Annotated in this window: 21 protein-coding genes; 8 read left to right on the forward strand and 13 right to left on the reverse strand. The window is 67.8% G+C overall.

The window, feature by feature from the left end; genetic code table 11:
• Positions 1-34 precede the first annotated feature (34 nt).
• The 5 genes from AC5P6H_RS10240 to AC5P6H_RS10260 all read right to left on the reverse strand — a co-directional run bounded on the left by AC5P6H_RS10240 (position 35) and on the right by AC5P6H_RS10260 (position 8,360).
• Positions 35-1,105, reverse strand: a complete 1,071-nt coding sequence (locus AC5P6H_RS10240; protein WP_014646468.1) for a sensor domain-containing diguanylate cyclase — start codon at positions 1,103-1,105, stop codon at positions 35-37.
• Between the two features lie 144 nt (positions 1,106-1,249).
• A complete protein-coding gene (locus AC5P6H_RS10245) occupies positions 1,250-1,972 on the reverse strand; it encodes a pseudouridine synthase (RefSeq protein WP_049441533.1) in 723 nt (240 codons plus the stop codon).
• Positions 1,973-2,006: 34 nt separating this feature from the next.
• Positions 2,007-3,671 carry a sensor domain-containing diguanylate cyclase gene (locus tag AC5P6H_RS10250; protein ID WP_041863191.1) on the reverse strand — a complete coding sequence of 555 codons (1,665 nt, stop codon included), beginning with the start codon at positions 3,669-3,671 and terminating at the stop codon, positions 2,007-2,009.
• 109 nt (positions 3,672-3,780) lie between these two features.
• The gene (locus AC5P6H_RS10255) at positions 3,781-6,204 is read right to left on the reverse strand and encodes a putative bifunctional diguanylate cyclase/phosphodiesterase (RefSeq protein ID WP_053495335.1); all 2,424 of its coding nucleotides are present in this window, start codon (positions 6,202-6,204) and stop codon (positions 3,781-3,783) included.
• Between the two features lie 218 nt (positions 6,205-6,422).
• Positions 6,423-8,360, reverse strand: a complete 1,938-nt coding sequence (locus AC5P6H_RS10260; protein ID WP_262224931.1) for a DEAD/DEAH box helicase — start codon at positions 8,358-8,360, stop codon at positions 6,423-6,425.
• A 267-nt stretch (positions 8,361-8,627) separates the two neighbouring features.
• Here AC5P6H_RS10260 and AC5P6H_RS10265 point away from each other — a divergent pair, with 267 nt between their 5' ends.
• On the forward strand, positions 8,628-8,849 hold the full coding sequence (locus AC5P6H_RS10265; protein ID WP_014036469.1) for an RNA-binding S4 domain-containing protein: 222 nt from the start codon (positions 8,628-8,630) through the stop codon (positions 8,847-8,849).
• Between the two features lie 11 nt (positions 8,850-8,860).
• Here AC5P6H_RS10265 and ubiM read toward each other — a convergent pair whose 3' ends face one another.
• From ubiM to AC5P6H_RS10285, 4 genes are all read right to left on the reverse strand, one after another.
• A complete protein-coding gene (ubiM, locus tag AC5P6H_RS10270) occupies positions 8,861-10,039 on the reverse strand; it encodes a 5-demethoxyubiquinol-8 5-hydroxylase UbiM (RefSeq protein ID WP_049407006.1) in 1,179 nt (392 codons plus the stop codon).
• A 79-nt stretch (positions 10,040-10,118) separates the two neighbouring features.
• Entirely contained in the window at positions 10,119-10,508 is a 390-nt protein-coding gene (locus tag AC5P6H_RS10275) for an MAPEG family protein (protein ID WP_046429692.1), read from the reverse strand.
• Between the two features lie 11 nt (positions 10,509-10,519).
• Positions 10,520-11,065 (reverse strand): DUF4019 domain-containing protein, encoded by a 546-nt coding sequence (locus tag AC5P6H_RS10280; RefSeq protein ID WP_014646460.1) that lies wholly within the window; start codon positions 11,063-11,065, stop codon positions 10,520-10,522.
• Between the two features lie 58 nt (positions 11,066-11,123).
• Complete coding sequence (locus AC5P6H_RS10285; RefSeq protein ID WP_041863185.1) at positions 11,124-12,287, reverse strand: COG3904 family protein; 1,164 nt, start codon at positions 12,285-12,287, stop codon at positions 11,124-11,126.
• A 470-nt stretch (positions 12,288-12,757) separates the two neighbouring features.
• On the opposite strand from AC5P6H_RS10285, the gene AC5P6H_RS10290 reads away from it, so the two are divergent.
• From AC5P6H_RS10290 to AC5P6H_RS10300, 3 genes are all read left to right on the forward strand, one after another.
• Complete coding sequence (locus tag AC5P6H_RS10290) at positions 12,758-14,236, forward strand: DNA-3-methyladenine glycosylase 2 family protein (protein WP_495202580.1); 1,479 nt, start codon at positions 12,758-12,760, stop codon at positions 14,234-14,236.
• A complete protein-coding gene (locus tag AC5P6H_RS10295; protein ID WP_005408696.1) occupies positions 14,233-14,724 on the forward strand; it encodes a methylated-DNA--[protein]-cysteine S-methyltransferase in 492 nt (163 codons plus the stop codon). The genes AC5P6H_RS10290 and AC5P6H_RS10295 overlap by 4 nt, the downstream gene beginning before the upstream one ends.
• Before the next feature lie 104 nt (positions 14,725-14,828).
• The gene (locus tag AC5P6H_RS10300) at positions 14,829-16,079 is read left to right on the forward strand and encodes an alkaline phosphatase family protein (RefSeq protein ID WP_046429675.1); all 1,251 of its coding nucleotides are present in this window, start codon (positions 14,829-14,831) and stop codon (positions 16,077-16,079) included.
• 130 nt (positions 16,080-16,209) lie between these two features.
• On the opposite strand, the gene AC5P6H_RS10305 is transcribed toward AC5P6H_RS10300, so the two are convergent.
• Both AC5P6H_RS10305 and AC5P6H_RS10310 read right to left on the reverse strand, forming a co-directional pair.
• Positions 16,210-16,389, reverse strand: coding sequence for a 30S ribosomal protein THX (locus AC5P6H_RS10305; RefSeq protein WP_004150462.1), 180 nt, complete (start codon positions 16,387-16,389; stop codon positions 16,210-16,212).
• A 110-nt stretch (positions 16,390-16,499) separates the two neighbouring features.
• The gene (locus AC5P6H_RS10310; protein ID WP_008264835.1) at positions 16,500-16,913 is read right to left on the reverse strand and encodes a MerC domain-containing protein; all 414 of its coding nucleotides are present in this window, start codon (positions 16,911-16,913) and stop codon (positions 16,500-16,502) included.
• Between the two features lie 136 nt (positions 16,914-17,049).
• Here AC5P6H_RS10310 and AC5P6H_RS10315 point away from each other — a divergent pair, with 136 nt between their 5' ends.
• The 4 genes from AC5P6H_RS10315 (at position 17,050) to AC5P6H_RS10330 (ending at position 22,861) form a co-directional block, all read left to right on the forward strand.
• Positions 17,050-19,260, forward strand: a complete 2,211-nt coding sequence (locus tag AC5P6H_RS10315; protein ID WP_329768020.1) for a TonB-dependent receptor — start codon at positions 17,050-17,052, stop codon at positions 19,258-19,260.
• A gap of 198 nt (positions 19,261-19,458) precedes the next feature.
• A complete protein-coding gene (locus AC5P6H_RS10320; RefSeq protein ID WP_014646454.1) occupies positions 19,459-20,025 on the forward strand; it encodes a TetR/AcrR family transcriptional regulator in 567 nt (188 codons plus the stop codon).
• Positions 20,025-21,698: an MFS transporter gene (locus AC5P6H_RS10325; protein ID WP_495202581.1), complete on the forward strand. Its 1,674-nt coding sequence runs from the start codon at positions 20,025-20,027 to the stop codon at positions 21,696-21,698. Before AC5P6H_RS10320 ends, AC5P6H_RS10325 begins: the two co-directional genes overlap by 1 nt.
• Positions 21,699-21,706: 8 nt before the next feature.
• Positions 21,707-22,861 (forward strand): HlyD family secretion protein, encoded by a 1,155-nt coding sequence (locus AC5P6H_RS10330; RefSeq protein ID WP_049420618.1) that lies wholly within the window; start codon positions 21,707-21,709, stop codon positions 22,859-22,861.
• A 112-nt stretch (positions 22,862-22,973) separates the two neighbouring features.
• Here the strand turns inward: AC5P6H_RS10330 and AC5P6H_RS10335 are convergent, their stop codons facing one another.
• On the reverse strand, positions 22,974-23,465 hold the full coding sequence (locus tag AC5P6H_RS10335; protein WP_004150412.1) for a Fur family transcriptional regulator: 492 nt from the start codon (positions 23,463-23,465) through the stop codon (positions 22,974-22,976).
• Positions 23,466-23,499: 34 nt separating this feature from the next.
• On the reverse strand, positions 23,500-24,903 hold the full coding sequence (gene gltX / locus AC5P6H_RS10340) for a glutamate--tRNA ligase (RefSeq protein ID WP_049441521.1): 1,404 nt from the start codon (positions 24,901-24,903) through the stop codon (positions 23,500-23,502).
• Positions 24,904-24,969: the final 66 nt, after the last annotated feature.

Below are 24,969 nucleotides of genomic sequence, written 5' to 3' on the forward strand. Positions count from 1 at the left end.
GCGGCATCCGTTTACCGCGCGGGTGGCAGATGCTTCAGCCGGCCACTTCCACCCGGTTGCGGCCATTGCCCTTGGCCCGGTACAGCGCCTTGTCGGCACGTGCCAGCGTGTCATCCACGCTTTCACCGGGCTGGTGCTGGGCCACTCCAATACTGATCGTGACCGGGAATCCCAGCGGCAGATCAGCCACGGCCAGGCGCAGGAACTCGCACTGCAGTTCGGCGGTGCGCAGGTCGGTAGCTGGCATCACCGCCACGAACTCCTCGCCGCCATAGCGTGCGGCCATGCCGCGACCGGCGAAATGCGAGCGCAGCAGCACGCCCAGCTCGGCCAGCACGCGGTCGCCGGTGGCGTGGCCCTGGAAATCATTGATGTGCTTGAAATGGTCGATGTCCAGCAGCGCGACGCAGGCCACCCCGGGCTGGTCTCCGTTCACCGCCACCGCCTCTTCCAGCGCTGCCGCCATCGCACGGCGGTTCGGCAGGCCGGTCAACGCGTCGGTGCGGCTCTGTTCGGCCAGGTCGGCATTCTGCGCGAGCAGTACGTCCTGGTACTCAGACAGCAGTCGCTCGTAGTCATCGCGCTCCAGCATGTGTTTCTGGATGTCGAGCGCGAAGCGGCGCAGTTCCATCACCAGCATCACCTGCCGCGACAGCGCCGCCAGCGCTTCGGCCTTGTCGCTGGCCAGGTGCTGTGGCTGCGCATCGAATACGCACAGCGTGCCCAGCGGCAGGCCATCGGAGCTGATCAGCGGCGCGCCCGCATAGAAGCGGATGTGCGGATCGCCCACCACCACCGGATTGTCGTGGAAGCGGATGTCCTGCAGAGCGTCCTCGACCACCATGACCTGCTGCGGTTGCAGGATCGCGTGGCCGCACATCGATTCGCTGCGCAGGTTTTCTGCCGCATCGATGCCCTGGATCGACTTGAACCATTGCCGCTCGACGTCGATCAGGGTCACCGCCGCCATCGAGGTGCCGCAGACCGCCTTGGCGATCACCACCAGGTCGTCGAAGGATTTTTCACGCTCCGAATCGAGAATACGGTAGCGGTACAGCGCCTCAAGCCGAAGGGCTTCATTGGCAGGCTTGTCGGGCTTGATCATGCAGCGTCACGTTCCGGCAGGTCACCGCGAAGTCTAGCTGATGCCGGTGCGTAATCCGCACAACGGGTAGTGCCGGCCGCTGGCCGGCATCCCGCGCTCATTGGATGCCTGGTGCAGCCGGCCAGCGGCCGGCACTACCGCGCGTTACCAGTCCAGCTGCCTCGGCAGCAGGCCCTGCAGCTCCTGATCGGTCAGGTTGCGCCACTGGCCCGGCTTCAGCGCACCGATCTTGATGTTGTCGATGCGCACGCGACGCAACTGGGTCACCCGATAGCCGAACTCGGCCGCCATCAGGCGGATCTGTCGGTTCAGGCCCTGCTGCAGGGTGATGCGGAAACCGAACTTGGCGATGCGCGAGGTCTTGCACGGCAGCGTCATCTGGTCGTGGATGCGAACGCCACGGGCCATGCCACGCAGGAACTCGTCGGTGACCGGCTTGTTCACCGCCACCAGGTACTCCTTCTGGTGGCCATTCTCGGCGCGCAGGATCTGGTTGACGATGTCGCCGTTGCTGGTCATCAGGATCAGGCCTTCGGACTCCTTGTCCAGGCGGCCGATCGGGAAGATGCGCTGTTCATGGCCGACGAAGTCGACGATGTTGCCCTTGACCGAGGTCTCGGTCGTGCAGGTGACGCCGACCGGCTTGTTCAGCGCGATGTAGACATGGCGGCGGGCACCGGGCTTGCGGGCCACGCGCGCGCGCAGCGGCTGGCCGTCGACCAGCACCTGGTCTTCCTCGCCCACCACCGCGCCGGTGCCGGCCGGATGGCCGTTGACGGTTACCCGGCGGGCGGCGATCAGGCGATCGGCCTCGCGGCGGGAGCAGAAGCCGGTGTCGGCGATATGTTTGTTGAGTCGGGTGGTCATCGCCCTATTATCCGGCATCCCCGCCCGCTGCGCTTCATGCCGGGGGCGGCGGATCGAGTTCTTCGCCGTCGAATACCCGGTTGCGGCCGGCACGCTTGGCCACGTACATGGCGTGGTCGGCCCGGCGCAGCAGCGCGGCGAGATCGTCCTCGCCCGGCCGCCACTGCGCCAGGCCGATGCTGGCGGTGACCTCCAGACCGGGCACCTGCAGCGCCCGGGCCGCCTCGGTGAGGTGCTGGCGCAGGCGATCCAGACGCGCCGATGCCGCCTCGCGCGGCATGCCCGGCATCAGCAGCAGGAACTCTTCGCCACCCATCCGCACCACCTGGTCCTGGCTGCGGACCGCGGCACGCAATGCACGTGCCACCGCCACCAGTACCTGGTCACCCACGGCGTGGCCATGGCGGTCATTGATGTCCTTGAACAGGTCGATATCGAGGAAACCGATCACCAGCGGGCCGCGCTCGCGATCGACCCGTTCCAGGTGCCGTGCCAGCTGCTGCAGCCCGGCACGGCGGTTGGGCAGCCCGGTCAGGCCATCGGTCTCGGCCAGCTGGCGAAGTTCATCGCGCTGCTGGCGCAGGCGGCCCAGCCGCTGGTTCAGCGCATAGGCAGCCATCATCAGCAGCCAGGTCACCGACAGTTGCAGTGCCTCCACGCGGTACTCCAGCAACCACGCAGCGCGGCAGGCGTCTGCCAGGATCAACACCAGCATCGGTGCCAGCGCCGCCAACCCCGCCTGCGCCCAGCGGTCGCCGCGCAGCCATGCCCACACCCCGGCCATCAATGCCAGGCCGCAGCCCAGCAGGTAGGACACCTGCAGGCCCTGCGCCACCCAGGCCAGGCTGTCCCGCTGCAGCCAGGGCACCCACGCGGCCAGCGCCAGCAATCCCCACAGCGCCAGCAACTGCACCGGGCGCGATCGCGGCAGCAGGCGGTCGCCGCCGTTCAGTCGCCACAACGCGGGCAGCACCAGCGCCTGGGATGCAGCGGTCAACGACAGCAGCCACCACGCGCTGCGCTCACCCACCGGCAGCCATGGCTCGGGGTAGCCGCTCAGCCCTCCGAGAATGGCCTGCCACAGCACCAGCACGGTGGTACCGGCGATGTAGACCAGGAAACTGCGGTCGCGGGTGGTAAGGAAGGCCATCAGGGCCGACAACGCCAGTGCGATTGCCACGGCGATGCAGGCCGCGCGCACCAGCAGGCGGGCGGTATCGTTCTGCTGCACGGGACTGGGCGCGCCCAGCCGCAGGGTCGGTACCCAGCGCGCCTTCAGCGGCGTCTGCCATGACACCAGGAACGGTTCATGGCTGCCCGCCGGCGGCACCGCGACCAGGCCGATGCCTGCGCGGAACCGGGAATCACGGGTACGGGCATCGTGCATGTTGCCGCAGATTTCGCGATCCCCATGCTGCACGCGGACTTCGCCCGCGAACACATTGAACACGTCCAGTGCCTGCGGCTGGCCCGACCAGCCGCCCGCTGGCGCGGACACCTGCACCTGTTGCCGTGGCCCCGCCAGCATCTCCGGCGTGCATGCGCGATGCGGGGTGGGTTCATCGGTCGCCGCACCGACCAGCAGGTAGTCACGCCCGGCTTCGGCTACGGCCGCCGACAGCGGCCACGGCATTGCCAACCACACCAGCAGCACGACCAGCACCGCTCCCGTTCCGTACTGCCCCTGCCTGCCGCCCACGCCACGTCCTGTTCCTGCTTACGCCCGCGCCCACTGCGCGTCGCCCCTGCCGGGCATTATCGCAGCCGCGGCTGCAGCCCACGTGTAGACCAAAGTCGCCGACGGGCGTTCAACCAGCGGCGGGCGGACCTTTCACCGCCACCAGGCGCACCGGCCGCAGGTCGGCCAGGGTCATCCGCTCCAGCGGTTGCGGCCGCTCGACCGCATAACCCTGCAGGCCCTGCACCCCAAGCCGGGTCAGCGCGGCGGCGACGTCGGCAGTCTCCACCCATTCGGCCACCACCTCCATCTGCAGCTCGCGCCCCAGTTCACTGATCGCGCGCACGGTGGCATGGCTGACCGGATCGGTATCCATGTCGCGCACGAAGGCCCCGTCGATTTTCAGGATGTCGGCCGGCAGCTGGCGCAGGTAGCCGAACGAGGACAGCCCGGAACCGAAATCGTCCAGCGCCATCCGGCAGCCACGCGCCTTCACTGCATCGATGAAGGCACGCGCCTGGCTGAGGTTGCTGATCGCGGCGGTCTCGGTGATCTCGAAGCACAGCTTGGAGGCCAGCGCGCGGTTGCGCTCCAGCAGGTCGCAGACGAAGGCGAGGAAGCCGGGCTCGGCGATCGACTGCGCCGAGACGTTGACATTGCACAGGCCCAGCTGCCGCACGTGTGCCGGGCACACCTGCAGGTGCCGGAACAGCAGGCCAAGCACGTGCCGGTCCAGCGCCACGGCCATGCCATAGCGCTCCACCGCCGGCATGAACTGGCCCGGCAGGTGCAGGCTGCCATCGCTGCCACGCATGCGCACCAGTACCTCGTAGTGCAGGTAGGAGGGATCGCCGACGCGGGCGATGCGCTGCGCATACAACACCATGCGGTTTTCGGCCATGGCCAGGCTGACGCCCTGCAGCCGCTCGGCTTCCTGGCGCCGTTCCTCCAGCGCCATGCGGTTCTCGTTGAAGCAGTGCACGCGGTTGCGGCCGGCCTGCTTGGCCGCATAGCACGCGCTGTCGGCGGCGCTCATCAGCCAGTTCACATCCGGCGCATCGGCGCTGACCTCGACCACGCCGATGCTGCAGCTCAGCTGCGGGCTGCCTTCGCTGACCGGGAACGTCGCCTGCCCCAGGTTGCGGATTACCCGCTGCAGCACGCGCTTGGCCTCGTCCTGCCCGGCATGGGCCAGGAACACGGCGAACTCGTCCGCGCCCAGCCGGCCCACCCAGTCACCATCGCGCACCGCCGCCACCAGGTAGTCGGCGAAGCTGCGCAGCATCTGGTCGCCGGCGGCGTGACCGAAGCTGTCGTTGACCAGCTTGAAATGGTCCAGGTTGATGTAGCACAGCGCGTGCGTGCCACCTTCGCTGCGCACCTGCAGCAGCGCGCGTTCCAGCAGCCGTTCGATCTCGCGGCGATTGATCAGGCCGGTCAGCGGGTCGTGGCTGGCGTGGTGCTCGATCTCGCGCGCCAGTGCATGGTTCTGGCTGACGTCTTCGATGATGGCGAACACCGACAGGCCACCGCCGGTGCTGCGCACGCCGGTGCCGCTCCAGCGGCCCCAGACAAGGCTGCCATCGCGACGGCGGAAGCGCAGTTCGCTCGGGCGCAGCTGGCGGTCCCAATCGATGCGGCCCACCCCATCGATCACCAGCTCGCCGTCCATCAGCAGGTCGCCCAGCGACAGCTGCAGCAGCATGTCACGACGATGGTCGAGGATATCGGCCATCGCCTGGTTGGCCTCGATCACCTTGCCTTCGGCATCGAGCTTGAGCATGCCGACGTTGGCCTGGTAGAACGCCGCGCGGAAACGGCTCTCGTGTTCGGTCAGGTCCTTGCCGACGCGGCGCGCCAGGGCGACCGCCATCAGGCTGATCGCCAGCACCGACAGGCCCGCCACCATCAACGTGGCCAGCCTCACCAGCGTCGCCATCCGCAGCAGCGCCTGCGAGAACGCCTGGCTCTGCACCTTCATCCGCTGGTCCAGGTCACGCAGCTGCTGCAGGTAGCGGTCGCGTGCGGCAACGGGCACCAGGTTGCCGTCGTGCCGCAGCTGCAGTTCATCGATCAGTCGCTGCAGCGCCATCAGGTCGCCATCGGTCTGCCGCCACAACGCGCTCGCTTCGCGGAATGCACCGATGTCGCGCGCGTAGCGGAACGAGAACACCAGGCGTGGGATGTCGGCACGCGCATTGCCGCCCTGCAGGAAGCCCTGCCTGGCCTTCTCCTCGTCCGGTTCGGCCTGTTCCAGCGCCAGTCGCGCCTGCAGATCGCCCAACGGCACCTGCAGGGCCTGGCGTGCGTCGTCCAGGTCCTCGGCATCGCCACGCGCCAGGTAGCGACTGAGTGCGGCGGTGGCATCCTGCTGGCCACGCGACCAGTAGCCCTGGCCGGCGATCCAGGCAGTAGAGGCCGCCTGCAGTTCCTGGATCAGGGCGGACAGTGCGACCAGTCCGATCGCCATGCCGGTCAACAACGCAAATCGCAGTCCCAGCCCCCGGGTCATCGGCACCCGCCGGCTGTGTTGGTCCGTGCCACTCCTACCCATCCCGGATCCCCCTGAATGTGCTGCGGTGACAACCTCCTTAGGAACCGGCTCAGCCTAGGACCGGCAATGTGTGGGCCATGCGAAAAAGGGGACGGAGGGGATTAAGTCGTTCTTGGCACAGGCGCATGGCCAGCCAGATACGACTTAATCCCCTCCGTCCCCTTTTTCTGTCCGCCAGCCCGGGGGCTGGCGGTGGTGTGGACGGCTGCGGGTGCGGCTTAGAAGCTGCGCGGGCCGCGCGGCTTGAAGCCGTCACGACGCGGCGGGCGACTGTCGCGGTCACCGCCGCGGTCGCCACCCTGGCCGCCCGGGCCGCCACGACGCGGGCCACCCGGACCGCCCGGGCCACGCTTGTCGAAGCGCGGCTTGAACGGGCGCGGGGCCGGGTTGGTGTCTTCACCCGGAGCCAGCGCACGCATCTGCAGCTGCTGGCCGGACACCCAGACCTTCTGCAGGTGCGACAGCACGTCCGGCGGCATCTGTGCCGGCAGGTCCAGCAGCGAGAAGTCGTCGTGGATGTCGATGCGGCCGATGAAGCGGCTTTCCAGGCCGGCTTCGTTGGCAATGGCGCCGACGATGTTGGCCGGCTTCACGCCATGCTGGTGACCGACCGAAATACGGTAGGTCTCCATGCCCTGCTCCGGTGCACCACGCGGCGGAACCTCACGGCGCGGACGCTGTTCAAAACCACCTTCGGCGTCGTCACGGCGCGGGCCACGCTCGAAGCGCGGACCCCGTTCGTTGCGGTCGAAGCGATCACCACGTTCCGGGCGGTCACCACGGTCGAAGCGCTCGCGCGGTGCGCGCTCTTCGCGCGGGGCACGCACCGGCGGCTGCAGCAGGAACGGGGTATCGCCCTGCAGCAGCTTGGCCAGCGCGGCAGCGATCTCGATGGCCGGCACGTTCTGCTCGTTCTCGAAGCGCTCCAGCAGCTGGCGGTAGAAGTCCAGGCCACCGGCGCCGAGGGTTTCGCTGATGCGCGAGGTGAACTTGTTGATGCGGGTGTCGTTGACCGCTTCCACGCTCGGCAGCTGCATCTCTTCGATCGGCTGGCGGGTGGCGCGCTCGATCTGGCGCAGCATGCCCTTCTCGCGCGGGGTGGCGAACAGGATCGCCTCGCCGCTGCGGCCGGCACGACCGGTACGGCCGATGCGGTGCACGTAGCTTTCGGTGTCGTACGGGATGTCGTAGTTCAGCACGTGGCTGATGCGCTCCACGTCCAGGCCGCGCGCGGCCACGTCGGTGGCGACCAGGATGTCCAGCTTGCCTTCCTTCAGCATGGCGATGGTCCGCTCACGCTGGGCCTGCTGCATGTCACCGTTGATGGCGGCAGCGGCCAGGCCACGCGCCTGCAGCTTGCTGGCCAGTTCTTCGGTGCCGGCCTTGGTCCGCGCGAAGATGATCATCGCGTCGAACGGCTCGACTTCCAGGATGCGGGTCAGCGCGTCCAGCTTGTGCATGCCGCTCACCCACCAGTAACGCTGGCGGATGTTGGCCGAAGTAGTGGTCTTGGCCGCGATGGTCACTTCCACCGGGTCCTGCAGGTAGGTCTGCGCGATGCGGCGGATCTGCGGCGGCATGGTGGCCGAGAACAGGGCCACCTGGCGCTGCTCCGGCAGCTTCTTCAGCACCGCTTCGACGTCGTCGATGAAGCCCATGCGCAGCATTTCATCGGCTTCGTCCAGCACCAGCGTCTTCAGCTCGGACAGGTCCAGGGTGCTGCGGTCCAGGTGATCGATCACGCGGCCGGGGGTACCGACCACGATATGCACGCCGCGGCGCAGGGCCGACAACTGCTGGCCGTAGGGCTGGCCGCCGTACACCGGCAGCACGCGGAAGCCGGGGATCTTCGACGAATAGGACTGGAACGCCTCGGCAACCTGGATGGCCAGCTCGCGGGTCGGCGCCAGGATCAGGGCCTGGGGCTTGATCTGCTGCAGGTCGATGTTGGACAGTACCGGCAGTGCAAAGGCAGCGGTCTTGCCGGTACCGGTCTGGGCCTGGCCCAGCACGTCGCGGCCTTCCAGCATCGCCGGGATGGTGGCGGCCTGGATCGGCGACGGGGTTTCGTAGCCGATGGCGGTGACGGCCTGCATCACGGGCTCGGACAGGCCGAGCTGCGCAAACTGCAGCGGCGCTTGGGAATCTTGGGACATGGGGAACTCCGAAGGCACTGCCGTCTTCCTGGCAGTGCGATAAAAAAGGTGATGGTCCGCGCTTTGGGCGCCCTTCTTATCGCGTGCCCTGGCGCTGCTCGGTCGGAGGAGATTTCACTCGCTCAGAGCGGAATGATACCGCATTGATGCTGAACGAGGCATACAGCTTTCCTCACACGTGCCGTCGGGCCCGTGCTGGCGCACAATACGCGCCCTCTTCCCGGCCCGGCCGCTGGCCTGCGCCCTCTTCTCCAGGAACCCCGCTCCATGCAGATTCTCGAATTCGACCTCGACGGTGACTACGTCGAACTCAAGCAGCTGCTCAAGCTGGCCGATCTGGTCACCAGTGGCGGCGAGGCCAAGATGGTCATCAGCGAGGGCCAGGTACGGGTGGACGGGGAAGTGGAACTGCGCAAGGCCTGCAAGATCCGCGCAGGCCAGGTGGTCGAATTCGCCGACAGCCAGATCCGGGTGCTGGCTGCAGGCTGATCTGAAGCTGTTCAGGCCACGCGCTGGGTCAGGTGCGAGGCAATCAGCTGCCTGAACGGTGCCACGCCCTGCGCCAGGCGCAGGCCGGCCGCACGCAGCAGGCGCGCCGGGCGACGGTCGTCGGTGTACAGGCTGGCGATCGCATTGGTGGCCTCGTACAGCGGCCGCGACGCCAGCCGATGACCACGCTGGTAACTGGCCAGCATGCCGGCGGCGGCAATGTCGGCACCACGGCGCTGCTGCGCGACGATGCCCTGCGCCAACCGCTGTGCGCTGGCCAGGCCCAGGTTGAAGCCATGCGCGGTGACCGGATGCATGCCCACCGCGGCATCACCGATCAGCGCAGAACGCTCGCCGACGAAGCGATCCGCGTACACACCCACCAGCGGATACGCCTGCGGCGTGGCCACCGGCTGCATCCGGCCCAGGCGGTGTTCGAAGCAGGCACTGATGGCCTCACCGAAGGCTACCTCGTCCATCGCCAGCAGCGCCTCGATCTGCCGCGGCGGCAGCGTGATCACCGCCGATGCCTGGCCCTCGTTGAGCGGCAGCAGCGCCATCGTGCGGCCGTAGCCGAACCACTCCCAGGCGGTGTGGTGATGGTCGCGCTCGACCTGCATGCGGCACACCAGCATCGACTTGCCGAAGTCGCGCATCTGCGCACCGATGCCGAGCATGCGGCGGGTGGCGGAGAAGCGGCTGTCAGCGGCCACCAGCAGCCGCGCATGCAGTTGGCTGCCGTCATCGAGTTTGACCACGTGGCCTTGCGCATCGGCCTGCACGCCCAGCACCTTGCGCCCGTCGAACAGCTCCAGGCCGTCCTGGCCCTGCACGGCATCCCACGCGGCGCGACGGATCAGATGGTTGGGTACCAGCCAGCCCAGCGGCTGGCCGTCGACCTGGCTGCTGGCGAAGGTCAGCGCGAACGGCGAGCCGCCGTTCATCACCCTGGCATCGCGCAGATCAGCAATTTCAGCGTGCGGCAGGCGCTGCCACAGCCCCAGCTGCTCCATGCTCTGCCGCGAGGCATGGGTCAACGCGATCTCACGGCCATCAAAGGCGGCCTCGGCCAGCGCCTGGCGCGGCTGCACTTCGACCAGCCCGACCTGCAGCCCGCTGCCGGCCAGCGCGCGCGCGAAGCACAGACCTGCCGGTCCGGCGCCGACCACCACCACGTCCATCCTGCGCATGCGCGCCTCCTGCCGTTGATCCAGTCCGCGCCAGCATAGCGCCGCGCGCCTGAGCGGCCTTGATCTGGATCAGGCCGACTTACAGAAGTGCGAACACCAGCGCCAGGATCGACAACAGCGACACCAGCCACACCAGGCTGCGCACGTAGGGCACGCCCGCGGCATACAGCGGCAGATAGACCACGCGCGCCCAGAAGTAGGCCTGCGCGGCCAGCGCCGTGGTGTCGTTGCCGCGCCCGGCCACGACCACTGCGATGGCGGCGGCGGCGAAGAACGGGAAGGTCTCCAGGAAGTTGGCCTGCGCACGCTGCAGGCGACCGGCCAGCGGGCTGAGCGGCTTTGCATCGCCATCGCGTGCCGAAGCATTCCACTTCATCCCGCGCTCGCGGGTGACCACCGTGGAGGTGGCGAAGATGTACACGAAGCCCAGCAGTACCGACCAGGCCAGCATCGTCAGTTCAGTTGCCATCATTCACCTCCTCAGGGTGCCGACGCGCGCAGGCTGTAACCGGCCAGGCGCCACACCTGGTCCTCGTCGAAACGGAACGAGACCAGCTCGCGCACCGGCTGTGCGCTGTTGGCGAAACGGGTCGGGAAGCTGACGTTGATGTACAGCCCTTCCGGCACTGCTGCACCGGCGCTGTACTTGACCCGGGTGATGGTCGGCTGGCCACGCCCGGCCAGCGTACCCAGGCGCGTGCGCTCGGCGGCCAACTGGCTGACGAAAGCGGCCTTCGGCACCGCACGACGCGCGACGGCCGAAGCGCCATCCCACAATTCGCCGGCGCGGTTGGCGTCGACCAGCTGCGCTGCCTTCACTGCGGCGGCGCCCATTTCCGCGTCCTGTTTCTGCACCTGCGCCTGTTGAGCAGCGGTCAACGCAGGGGAACCGGCGGTAGCGGGCTTCGCAGCTGCCGGCGAGGCTGGTGCCGGGCGTGCCGGGGCCGGTGCAGGCGTGGCCGGCGCAGGGGCCTGCGCCAACACGGTCAGGGGCAGCAGGGACAGCAGCAGGAACGCGCGCTTCATGGACACCGCCGGTTTTCTGGAGAGAACCGCAGTCTACGCCAGCGCGGTGACTACGCCGTCAGCGTGCCGGAGCGTTGCCCTCCACCGCTGCCGCATCAGCTTGCGCGGCGGGCGCGGCGGTGTTCGCTGGCGGCTGCTCGGCCACCGGCGGCGGCTCCGACGGTGCCGGTGGCAGCGTCGCCACATCGATCTCCGACAGCGGGCTTTCGTCCGGGCATACCGCATCCGGGAAACCGAAGCGCTGCTTCAGGGCCTGGCCGCAGCTGTTGATCGATTCCATGTCGGCGCCGTCGCGCTTGCACTGCTGGTCGAAGGCGATCAGGAATGCGTCCTTGCGCTGCACGAAGTCATCGCCGCAGGCGCGCATCTGCTTGATCCGTTCCAGATCGTCCTGCACCGCGTTGGTGCCATCCAGGCCGTACTGGCGCAGCTCATCCGGCGTCAGCAGGCGCAGGCTGCGATTGGGCACGGTCATCATCAGATCGGCCACGCCCACCGCCACGCCATTGCGCTGCAGGTAGTCCTTCACGTTGTCGTAGACTTCGTGCAGCTCGCGGTTGAGCTCGGCGCGCGAGGTGGCCTTGGAGCTGATCCGCATCATGCGGTGGATGCCGACCTTGCCCGACAGCAGGCGGTTGTCACCGGCAGCCAGCACGAACACGCAGGCGCTGTGGCAGATGGAGCCTTCGCGCACCCAGATGGTCCAGCCCGATTCACCGATGCTGTCACCGGCCACGATCGCCGACTCCACCTGGCCACCACTGGAGTCCAGGTCGAGGATGCGCTTGTGGATCTTCAGTTCGTCAGCGACCACCGCCAACCGCCACATCATTTCGGCGAAGCCCGGATTGATCTTGCCGGCGTAACGCACTCGCATCAGCCCACGCTCGGCACACGGCGCCAGGGCCTGGGTGATCTGCTCGCGCTGCAGCCCTTCCAGTTCGGCACCGTCGCCGGCATCGCCCGCATATTCCGTGCTGCAACTGACCCACGCACGCCCATTTTCCAGCTGCGCCTGCGGCCACGGCCGACCCGCCTGGCTGCGCGGTGGTGCCGGTGCCGGTGGCGCGTCGGCGGCATTGATCGAAACCATGTTCTCGCCATCACTGGCCGGCGCCCGCGCTGCCTTGTCGGCAGCGGTCACGTTGCCCGGATTCTCCAGCTGACTGCAGCCCGCCAGGGCCAGGCACAACAGGGGCAACCAGCGGAATTTGGCGGACATCGGGCAACCGGGATTCATGGGACCAAGAGCCACAGTCTACCCGTCCAGGCCGCGCATTCAGCGCGTGGCACTGAACCCCTTCTGACCCTTGGGAAAGCGTGTCGACCAAGGTAGACACCTACCAACGGCCTCAGGAACCTGTCGAAGGCGTGGTGGGTCCGGTGGCAGGGGTGCGAGCGGCATGGATGCCGCGACCAAGTCCCCAGGGGTGAGGGCGCTTTGCTTGCGAAGCACTGCTTCGCAAGCGCCCGAACGCACAGCCGCCAGCGGCTGGGCCGGTCTGGGGGTTCACGGCGTCCCCTGCCACCGGACCCACCACGCCATCCCACAGGAATCCCGCTTCTGCTGTTGCTGTTGCCGGCCAGCGGCCGGCACTACCGCGGGTCCGGGCGCAGCCCGGCGTGACCCCCTTCAGCATCCATGTCCGAATGTGGCGAGTATCCCCGCCCGCACCCGCCTAGACTGCCGCCATGGACACCGCCCTCGCCCTCGACACCGCCGCCTGCGATCGCGCCCGCCTGGCCCGCGACGCACGTTTCGACGGCGTGTTCTTCACCGCCGTGCGCAGCACCGGCATCTATTGCCGCCCGGTCTGCCCCGCACCGCCCCCGAAGCCGCGCAACATCACTTACTACCCGACCGCCGCTGCTGCCGCCGCCGCCGGCTATCGCCCGTGCCTGCGCTGCCGCCCGGAGCTGGCACCACAGGCCCAGCAGGCACTGGCCGGGCAGACCGTACAGCGCGCCCTGGCCCTGATCCACGGCGGCTTCTTGCAGGAGCAGCCGGTGGCCGATCTTGCTACGAAGCTCGGCCTCAGCGCGCGCCAGCTGCAGCGCCTGTTCGTCGAACGCCTGGGCGCGACGCCCGGGCAGATCCACGCCACCCATCGCCTGCTGCTGGCCAAGCAACTGCTGACCGAGACCACGCTGGCGGTGACCGACGTCGCACTGGCCGCCGGATACAACAGCCTGCGCCGCTTCAATACCGCATTCCTGCAGGGCTGCGGCATGGCCCCCACCGCACTGCGCCGCCAGCATCAACCGCTGGCCGCCGACGATGGCGGCCTGGTGCTGCGCCTGGGCTACCGTCCACCGCTGGACTTCCCGCGCATGCTGGCGTTCCTGCGCAAGCGCAGCCTGCCCGGCATCGAACTGATTGGCGAGGACAGCTACCAGCGCGTGCTGGGCACGCCGGAGCGCCCCACCCTGCTGCGCGTCACTGCCGACCCGAAGCGCCCGGAGCTGCGCCTGCAGCTGGGTGCGGTGGATCCGCACCTGATCCCGGACATCGTGCGCCGCGTGCGTCGCGTGTTTGATCTGGATGCCGACCTGCAGCAGGTGCACGCCGCATTGGGCGAGGAACCCTTGCTGGCGCGCGGCATCGCCGAGCGCCCGGGGCTGCGCGTGCCCGGCGGCTGGGATGGCTTCGAAGTGGGCGTGCGCGCCGTGCTCGGCCAGCAGGTTACTGTTGCCGCCGCCACCACCTTCGCGCGGCGGCTGGTCGATGCCTATGGCGCGCACCTGCCGGGCATGTCGTCCGACTTTGATCGCCAGTTCCCGGCACCCGAGGTATTGGCCGAGGCGCCTCTGGAATCAATCGGCCTGCCGCGCAGCCGCGCCGCGACCGTGCGTGCACTGGCCACCGCCTGCGCCAGCGGCCAGCTCGACTTCGGGCCCGGCCAGGCGCTGGAAGAGTTTGTTGCCCGCTGCGTGGCACTGCCCGGCATCGGCCCATGGACCGCGCAGTACATCGCTTTGCGTGGCCTCGGCCAGCCCGATGCCTTCCCGGCCGGCGATCTTGTACTGCAGCAGGTCCTCGGCCACGCGCAGGGCCAGCGCCTGAGCGAACGCGCAACCGAAGCGCGCTCGCAACCGTGGCGTCCCTGGCGCGCCTACGCCGTGCTGCACCTGTGGCACCTGTCCGGCACATTCGTTGGAGAACCGACATGACACTGTTGTTCGATCGTTTCGACAGCCCGATCGGCGTGTTGACCATCGCCGGCGACGAGCGTGGCCTGTCACACGTGCTGTTCCCGGAGAACCGCCACCCCGCGCGCGGGCGTGATGACTGGCATTACGCACCGGATGCCTTGCCGGAAGCACGCGAGCAGCTGCTGCAGTTCCTGCACGGCGAGCGCAACAGCTTCGACCTTGTGCTGGCGCCGCGTGGTACGCCGTTCCAGCTGCGCGTGTGGCAGGCGCTGGCGCTGATTCCGTTCGGCCAGACCTGGAGCTACCTGCAACTGGCGCAACACCTGGGACAGCCCAGCGCGACCCGCGCGGTGGGCGCGGCCAACGGGCGCAACCCGTTGCCGATCATCCTGCCCTGCCACCGCGTGATCGGCAGCAACGGTGCACTGACCGGTTTCGGCGGTGGCCTGGAAACCAAGGCCGCGCTGCTGCGGCTGGAACAACGCCAGGCCCCGCTGTTCGCCTGAACATCGGGGTCAGATCCCTTTTCCCGTGGAAAAGGGATCTGACCCCGGGCGATCCTGGCGCGCCGTGTCTTGGGCCGGTAATTGCACCGGCTTATCATGCACGGATGACTTCCGTACGCCTGACCTGTTCGCTGGCGCTGCTGCTGCCATTGGCTGCCTGCACCACTGCGCCTGCCCCTACCGCCTCCGTTCCCACGTCCGTCGCATCGGCCGCACCGCCGAAGCTGCTGCTGATCTCCATCGACGGCCTGCGCGCCGATGCGCTGGACCGCGGGCTGACCCCGAACCTGCAGCGGATGATCGACGGCGGCGTGCGCGCCCGCTGGATGACACCGTCCTATCCTTCCCTGACGTTTCCCAACCACTACACCATCGTCACCGGCCTGCGCCCGGACCACCATGGCATCGTCAACAACAGCATGGACGATGAAGCGCTGGGCCGTTTCGAGCTGAGCAACCGCGAGGCCGTCACCACCAGTGCCTGGTGGGGCGGTGAACCGATCTGGGTCGGCGCCGAGAACGCCGGCGTGCGCACCGCCACGACGTCGTGGCCGGGCAGTGAATCGGAAATCCGTGGTGTGCGCCCCAGCCAGTGGCGCATCTACGACGGCAAGGAACCGCTGGAGCAGCGTGCCGGTATCGTGCTCGACTGGCTGGCACAGACCGACGCCGATGCCCCGCGACTGACCACGCTGTACATGGAGCACGTGGACAAGGCCGGGCACAACTACGGCCCCGGGTCGAAGCAGTACGCCGACGCCATCGCACGCGCCGACCTGATCGTCGGCCAGGTGCTCGACGGCCTGCAGCAGCGCGGCCTGGCCGCCACCACCAATGTGATCGTGGTGTCCGACCACGGCATGGCCAGCGTCGCCGACGGCCACGTGATCGCCACCGAATCGATGGCCGACCCGTCCATCGCGCGCAACGTCAGCCAGGGCCAGTCGGTGGGCTTCGCGCCAGTGGCCGGTCGTGAGGCTGAGGCCGAACGCGCCCTGCTCGGCCGCCATGCGCACTACGAGTGCTGGAAGAAGGAGAACCTGCCGGCGCGCTGGCACTACGGCACGCATCCGCGGGTTCCGGCCATCGTCTGTGCGATGGATGAAGGCTGGGATGCGCTGCACCGCGAGAAGATCGCCAAGCGCGCGAAGCAGGACCGTGGCTCGCACGGCTACGACAACGCCCTGCCCTCCATGCGCGCAGTGTTCGTGGCCAGCGGCCCGTCGTTCCGCCAGGGCCTGGTGATCGACGGCTTCGACAATGTCGACGTCTACCCGCTGCTGGCCCACCTGCTGCAGGTGCCGGCCGCGCCGAACGATGGCAATCCGGAAACGCTGAAGCAGACCCTGCGCTGAATTCCCTGTAGAGCGAGCCCATGCTCGGCTGCATTACGCCAGCCGAACATGGGCTCGGCCCTGCAGGAACGTGCATAAAAAAACGCGGCGCCAGGCGCCGCGTTTTCCTTGGACCGGTCGGTCGGCCTGATCAGGCCTTGGCGACGGCCTTCTTCGCCACGGCCTTCTTCGCCGGAGCCTTGGCCACGGTCTTCTTGGCAACCGGGGCGGCGGCGCCTACGGCGACCTTGCTCGCGGTGTGCGAACGGGCGTTGCCGTAGCTGGCGTTGTAGCGCTTGCCCTTGGCGGTCTTGCGGTCACCCTTACCCATGTCTTCAACTCCTCAAGTGTGAAATCTGGTTACCCCGTACTGACACGGGTTCGGCGGGGCCGCCTTGCTGGGCGCCCCCGCGCACGATCGGAAATCCTATCACGGCGTGCCTAGTGCGCGCAGCTTGCGTCGTGCACGTGGCCGTGGTTGAGGCGCAGGTTGACCAGGTGGGCAACGCCCACCAGCAGGCCGCCGATGGTCATCACCACCGCATGCGGCACCGCATTGTGGTGCAGCGGGTCGTACAGCACGCCGGCCCACAGCGCGACCAGGCCGGGGATCAGGAAGCCGAGCGCACGCAGCGCACCGTGGCGGCGATAGCCCCAGACCAGGCTGAACAGCCCGAGCAGGGTCACGAACACCACCAGCGCCTGTTCCACGCCATCGCTCAGCCAGAACGACAGGCCCAGCGACGGCGCCGCCGCCAGCAGCACGGGGATCACCGCGCAATGCACTGCGCACAGCATCGAACCAGTGGCACCGAAACGGTCGAGCAGGTGGCGCAGGCGTGAGGACAGGGACATGACTTCCAGCAGGGTCGGCGAATCGTTATGGAATAATATAACATCCCTCTCCGAACCGCACGGTTTTCCCTCCCCCTGTCCCCTCGACGGGATTCGTGCGCCCTGCGATTGATACATTGTAACAAAGGACCTGCCCATGCCCGCCCACACCCCTCGGCTCAAGCCGCATTCCCTGGCCCTGGCCCTCGCCGCCCTGTTGCCGTCCGTCGCCTTTGCAGCCGGCCAGGACACCTCCCACCGTGACCGCCACCTGACCGAACTCTCCTCGGTACAGGTCACCGCGTCGCCGCTGCAGGGCGATGCCGAATCCCTGGCGCGCCCGGTGGACGTGCTGGCCGGTGAGCGCCTGGACGAGCAGAAGGCCGGCACCCTGGGCGATACCGTGGCCAAGCTGCCGGGCGTACAGAGCACCTTCTTCGGCCCCGGCGTCGGCCGCCCGATCATCCGCGGCCAGGAAGGCCCGCGCGTTGCCGTGCTGTCCAACGGCATGGGCAACATGGACGCCTCCACGGTCAGCGCCGACCATGCCACCAGCATCGAGCCGTTCCTGGCCGACCAGATCGAAGTGCTGAAGGGTCCGGCCACGCTGCTGTTCGGCAGCGGCGCCATCGGTGGTGCGGTCAATGTGGTGGATGGCCGCATCGCGCGCGAACTGCCGGAGCGCCCGCTCAGCGGCCGCGCCGAGCTGCGCGGCAACTCGGTGAACAATGAGCGCAGCGGCATGTTCCGCCTCGATGGTGTCAGCGGCAACGTCGTGCTGCACGTGGATGGCCTGGTGCGCAATGGCGACGACTACCGCATTCCCGGCTACGCGGTGATCGACAGCCTTGAAGACCACCATGACCACGATCACGACCATGATCACGACGCAGCCGAGGGCGAAGAACCGCGCCGCGGCCGGCTGGACAACAGTTCGATCCGCACCCGCGCCGGCGGCGTCGGCGCAACGTGGCTGGGCGACGGTGGTTACTTCGGTGTGTCGGCCAGCACCTATCGCACCAACTACGGCATTCCCAACGGCGCGCACGTGCATGCCGATGGTGATGACCACGGCCATGACCACGGCCACGACCACGGCGATGAAGAAGAAGGCGGCGACGAGCATGACGTGCGCATCGACATGGTGCAGAACCGCTTCGAGACCAAGGCCGGCATCTACAACCCGGTCTCGTTCCTGAAGAACATCAACGCACGCGTGGCTTACACCGACTACGAGCACGTGGAGCTGGAGGCCGGCACGCCGTCGACGCGCTTCACCAACCGTGGTATCGAAGCGCGCCTGGAAGCCGTGCAGCAGCAGATCGGCGGCTGGGACGGCGCGTTCGGCCTGCAGTTCGGCAACAGCGATTTCGGCGCCAAGGGCGAAGAGGCGTTCGTACCGGATACCGGCACCAGGAACATCGGCCTGTTCGTGCTGCAGGAAAAGCAGTTCGGCCCGTTCAAGCTGGAACTGGGTGGCCGCCACGACCAGGTCAAGCTGGACCCGACCGGTGACTACCGTCGCCGCACGTTCGGTGCCACCAACCTGTCTGCCGCCGGTATCTGGAAGCTCAACGATGCCGTTGACCTGCGCATCGGCGTGGACAGCTCAGAGCGTGCACCCACCAACGAAGAGCTGTACGCCGCCGGCGCGCACATCGCCACCCGCTCGCTGGAGATCGGCGACGCCAACCTGAAAACCGAGCGCGGCCAGCGCGTCGAACTGGGCATCCATACCCACAGCGATCGCCTGGACTTCTCCGCGTCGGTCTACCAGACGAAGTTCAAGGACTTCATCTACCTCGCCGACACCGGTGTTACCGAAGGCCTGCCGGTCCGCGCCTGGACCCAGCAGGACGCGGTGTTCCGCGGCGCCGAGGCCGAAGCGCTGGTGCACCTGTTCGAGGGTGGCGCCGGTGACTGGGATCTGCGCCTGTTCGGTGACTATGTGAAGGCCAAGCTGGATGGCAGCGGCAGCCGCAACCTCGACATCGCCGTACCGCACGGCGACCACAACCACAATTACAACGTGGAGCTGGCCAACACCGGCTACCTGCCGCGTATCGCCCCGGCCCGCGTGGGTGCCGACCTGCGCTGGTCGAAGGACGGCTGGCGCGCCTCGGTCGGTGCGGTGCGTTACAGCCGCCAGAAGGACGTTGCCCAGAACGAAGCCCCGAGCGACGGCTACACGCTGGTCGACGCGCACCTGGCCTACCGCTGGGATCGCAACGCGGGCAACAGCTACGAGGTGTTCCTGGATGGCAGCAACCTGACCAACCGCGAAGTGCGCCCGCATACCTCGCTGCTGCGCGACTACTCGCCGCTGCCAGGCCGTGGTGTCGCATTCGGGATCCGCGCGTTCTTCTGATCGCGCACGGCGGGGTCGGATCCCTTTCCGAAGGAAAGGGCTCTGGCCCACCCCATTCCACGGGGGCCTTCGGGCCCCCGTTTTCATTCCGTCCCACGCCATCACACATCCGTCACAAAGGTGTGCGTACGACAACAACCGGACAATCCCGTCACTCAAAGTCTCGCCAATCGGACATTTTTGTCCGAAAATGATTCCATGACCGCTCAACGTGCCGATGCTGCTGCCCGCCGTGCCCTCATCCTCGACGCCGCCGATCATGTCTTCGGCCAACATGGCGTCACCGCCCCGCTGGATCTGGTGGTCGAACGCGCCCAGGTGGGCCGCGCCACCCTGTACCGCAACTTCCCCGACCGCACCGCGCTGATCCAGGCGCTGCTGCAGCGCACGGTCGACCGCATCCGGCGCCAGGTCGAACAGCTCGGTGACCGCGATGACGCCCTGTTCGAGGTGTTCGAGGGCATGGCCCAGCGCATCATCGATTCGCCGGCACTGGCCGATTACTGGCGTGCGGTTGATTCGGACGTGCCGTCCATGCGCGCCGCGCGCGAGACCGTGCGCGACCTGCTGGAGGAACCGATCGCGCGCGCCAAGGCCGCCGGGCTGTGCCGTGACGACCTGGAAAAGACGGATATTTCACTGATCTCGGGCATGCTGGGTGCGGCCCTGCGCGGCAAGACCCGCGACGAGCGCGCCCAGTTGGCCGGGCGTGCCCTGCAGCTGCTGCGTGGGGGTCTCCAGGGAGCTGCCAGCGAGGCCCGTTGATGGTCCAGCCGTATCTGAAGCCGGTTCCGGATTGGGAGGAGCATGAGAAGCCGACCATGCCCGGCTCGGCGTCGATGCCCTGGCACCCGCCGTACCGGCGCGTGGCCTATGCGCTGGTATCGTTGCTGGTGGCGATCACCGGCGGCCTCGGCAATGCGCTTGTCACCGCCAACCTGCCGTTCCTGCAGGGCCAGCTGGCGCTCACTCCGACCCAGGGCAGCTGGCTGGTGGCCGCGTATGCGATGGTGAATGTCACCGCCAATCTGCTGGCCTTCAAGTTCCGCCAGCAGTACGGCATCCGCCTGTTCGCCGAGATCGGCCTGGGCCTGTATGCGGCGCTGGCGGTGCTGCACCTGTTCGTCGGCAGCTTCGAGACCACGATGCTGACCCGAGCCGCCAGCGGCTTCGCGGGCGCGGCCTGTTCGACGCTGGGCACGCTGTACATGCTGCAGGCGTTGCCACGGCGGTTCACCGGCAACCTGCTGGTGGTCGGTGTCGGCCTGTCGCAGCTGGCGGTGCCGATCGCCTGGATCGTTTCACCAGGCCTGGTCGATACCGGCCAATGGCACCAGCTGTACTCCTTCGAAGCCGGCCTGGCCCTGTGCGCGTTCGCGGCAGTGGTGGTGCTGAAGCTGCCGCCGGGCATCCAGGTAAAGGCGTTCGAGCCATTGGACTTCCTCACTTTCGCCCTGCTCGCGCCGGCGGTCGCGCTGCTGGTGATCGTACTGGCGCAGGGCTACACGCGCTGGTGGCTCAACACCCCATGGCTGGGCTGGGCGCTGGTCGCCTCGATCGTGCTGTCCACCACCGCCTTCATCATCGAACACTACCGGCGCAATCCGCTGCTGCAGATCCGCTGGCTGTCGAAGCTGCCGGTGCTGCACTTCATCGTCGGCGCGTTCCTGATCCGCTTCCTGACCACCGAGCAGTCCTACGGCGTGGTCAACCTGATGCGCACGCTGGGCATGGGGCCTGACCAGATGCGGCCGTTGTTCGTAGTGATCCTGGCCGGGGTGATCGTCGGCATCGCCGGCGCCTCGCTCACCTTCGGACCGAAGCGGCTGATCGCGCAGCTGCTGATGGCGATCCTGCTGCTGGGCGCCGCCGCGTTCTTCGACCAGCACCGCACCAGCCTGGACCGGCCGCACGACTTCTACGCCAGCCAGTTCCTGGCCTCGGTCGGTGCCGGCATGTTCATGGGCCCGCTGATCATGCTCGGCATCTCCGCCGCGTTGAAACAGGGCGTCGACCACATGATCACCTTCCTGGTGACGCTGTCGATCACGCAGACCCTGGGTGGCCTGGCAGGTTCGGCGGTGCTGGGGACCTTCCAGCTGCATCGCGAGCAGCTGTATTCCAGCGCGCTGACCAGCCAGCTCGATCCGGCCGATCCGGTGGTCGCGCAACGGCTGCGCATCCAGCAGCAGCTGTACGCTGCGCAGATCACCGACCCGGTGCTGCGCAGTGCGCAGGGCAGCGCGCAGCTGGCGCAGACCACGCGCCGCGAAGCCAACGTGCGTGGCTTCAATGACGTGTTCACGCTGAGCGGCTGGCTGGCGATCGGCTTCCTGTGCTGGTTGCTGCTGCTGTCGCTGCGCACCGCCGTGCTCAAGCAATGGCGCAAGCGCCACCCCGCCCTTTCCACCGCGTCCACGCCGGCCGCGTCCCGTTGAGTCCTCCCATGCCTCCCGTCCCGCCCCGCCCCGACGACACCGACAACGTCACCCCACCGCCGCCGACCGACGCGGCGCCCGCGGCCACGCCGGTAGAACCTGCGGTCGCGCCGAAGTACCTCAAGCCCAGCGCCCGCAGCGTGGTGGTGATGGTGGTAGTGGCCTTGCTGGGCATTGCGCTGATCCTGCGCGCCTGGCACCTGTGGCCGTTCACCAGCAGCGTGATGGTGACCGACAACGCCTATGTACGCGGCCAGATCACGGTGATGGCGCCGCAGGTGAACGGCTATGTGACCGAAGTGCTGGTGAAGGATTTCCAGCATGTGAAGCAGGGCGAGCCGCTGCTGCGCATCGATGACCGCATCTATGCGCAGCGCGTGGCCCAGGCGCAGGCGACGCTGGACAGCGCGCGCGCGGCGCTGGCCAACTCGGACCAGTCACAGGCGCAGAACCGCGCACAGATTGCCTCCGCCCGCGCCACGCTGTCGGCTGGCCAGGCCGAACTGCAGCGTTCGCGCAATGAATTGAAACGCTACGAGGAACTGGCGGCGCAGCAGCTGGTGTCCATCAACGACCGCGACAAGTTCCGCACCACCCAGGCGTCGGCACAGGCCAGCGTGCAACAGTCGCAGGCGCAGATCCGCATCGCCGAGGAAACGCTGGTGTCGACCCAGGTCGCGCGCAAGAGCCTGGAAGCGCAGGTGGAAAGCGCGCAGGCGCAGCTGGAACTGGCCCGCATCGACCTGGCCAACACGGTGATCCACGCACCACGCGACGGCCAGATCAGCGAAGCCAGCGTACGCGTGGGCCAGTACGTCGCTGCCGGTTCGCAGCTGCTGTTCCTGGTACCTGACACGCTGTGGGTGGTGGCGAACTACAAGGAAGGCCAGACCTGGGGCATGGCGATCGGCCAACCGGCGACGTTCTCGGTGGACGCGTTCCAGGGCCAGGTGCTGCGGGGCCGCGTGCAGGAGATCGCCCCAGCCACCGGGTCGGAATTCAGCGTGCTGCGCCCGGACAATGCCAGCGGCAACTTCACCAAGGTGGTGCAGCGGCTGCCGGTGCGGATATCGATCAACAGGGATCAGAAGCTGGCAAAGCAGCTGCGGCCCGGCATGTCGGTGATCGTGCGGGTGGATACCCGGTCCAAGCCGATGGACTAGGACGCAGGCCCTGCCGCACCGGTATGAAACGGGGTCAGATCCCTTTGCCAGTGGCAAAGGGATCTGACCCCGTTTCCAAAAATGCCGGCCAGCGGCCGGCCCTACCGTTGCGTTAGCCGGCGCAGCGCGCGCAGAGGCCATGCACTTCCAGCGTCTGTGCCTGCGGCTGGAAGCCCAGCTCCTTGGCGCGCTTCTCCAGCTGGGTGACGATCTCGCGGTCTTCCAGCTCCACCGCGCTGTGGCAGCTGTTGCAGATCAGGAACGGCACCGAATGCGCGGCACTGCTGGGGTGATGGCAGGCCACGAAGGCATTGACCGATTCCAGCTTGTGCACGAAGCCATTGGCCATCAGGAAGTCCAGCGCGCGGTACACGGTTGGCGGGGCATCGGCGCCCACGCCCTTGCCGTTGCGCACCCATTCCAGCAGCTCGTAGGCCTTGACCGGCTTGCCGGCCTCGGCGATCAGCTTCAGCACGTTGGCGCGGATCGGGGTCAGGCGCAGCCCGCGTTCGCGCGAGACACGCTCGACCACCGCCACGAAATCCGATGCGTCGTGGACGTGGTGGTGCGGGGCGGTACAGGCAGTGGCGGTCTTGGCGGGCATGCGTGTTCTCCGGTTCAGGCCTGGCAAGGATGCCTCAGGCCGTTGCTACCTTGGTGATGGCCACATCAATGCGTTTCAAGGCCTGCTCGCGGCCGGCCAGGTAAACGGTATGGGAGATGTCAGGACTGACCTGGGTGCCGGTGATCGCCACGCGCAGCGGCTGGGCGACCTTGCCCATGCCGATCTCCAGCGCTGCGGCCGCGTCGTGCAGGGCGACGCCCACCGACTCGGCGGTCCACTCCGGCAACGCTGCCAGCAGCTCGCGGGCCTTGCCCAGCGCTACCTCGGCACCGGCCTTGAGGTGCTTGGCCACCGCCGCTTCGTCGTACGCGGTCAGCGGCTGGTACCAGACCACGGCCTTCTCGGCCATTTCCTTCAGGGTCTGCACGCGTTCACGCAGGGCGATCACCACATCCTCCGGGGCCGGGCCGGCGGCCACGTCCAGGCCCAGCTTCTGCAGCTGGTAGACCAGGTGCGGCACGATGGCGGCCACGTCCTCGGTCTTCAGGAAGTGCTGGTTGACCCAACCCAGCTTGGCCATGTCCAGGCGCGAGGCCTTGGAATTGCAGTCCTTCACGTCGAACAGGTCGATCAGTTCCTGGCGGCTGAACAGCTCCTGGTCACCGTGCGACCAGCCCAGGCGGGCCAGGTAGCTCAGCAGCGCGTCGGGCAGGTAGCCGGCGTCCTTGTACTGCATCACGTCGGCCGCGCCGGTGCGCTTGGACAGCTTGGCGCCCTGCTCGTCCAGGATCATCGGCATGTGGCCGAACTTCGGCACCGGCGCACCAATGCCCTCGTACAGGTTGATCTGGCGCGGGGTGTTGTTGATGTGGTCGTCGCCGCGGATGACCTCGGTGATGCCCATGTCCCAGTCGTCCACCACCACCGCGAAGTTGTAGGTGGGGTAGCCGTCCGGGCGGAAGATGACCATGTCATCCAGCTCGCTGTTGGCGATCTCGATGCGGCCCTTGATCAGGTCGTCGAACACCACCGTACCTTCCAGCGGGTTCTTGAAGCGGATGACGCGGTTCGGGTCGTCCTTGTACGGCAGGCCCAGTTCGCGTGCAGCGCCGTTGTAACGCGGCTTTTCCTGCCTGGCCATGGCGGCCTCGCGCATCGCGTCCAGCTCTTCGCGGGTTTCGTAGGCGTAGTAGGCCTTGCCGTCGGCGATCAGCTGCTCTGCCACTTCCCGGTAGCGGGCGACGCGGTCGGTCTGATAGATCGGGCCTTCGTCGTAGTCCAGGCCCAGCCACTCCATCGCCTCCAGGATGGCGTCGATCGCACCCTGGGTGCTGCGTTCACGGTCGGTGTCCTCGATGCGCAGCACGAACTCGCCGCCACGGTGGCGGGCCTCCAGCCAGCAGTACAGCGCGGTGCGGGCACCACCGATGTGCAGGTAGCCGGTGGGACTGGGGGCGAAGCGGGTGCGGCAGGTCATGGACGGCTCGAGGAACGGGAATCCCCCGATTTTACCAGCCCGCCGCCCCCGACGGAAAAAGGGGAC

The sequence above is a fragment of the Stenotrophomonas sp. YJH_SMC_110 genome, assembly GCF_059369255.1.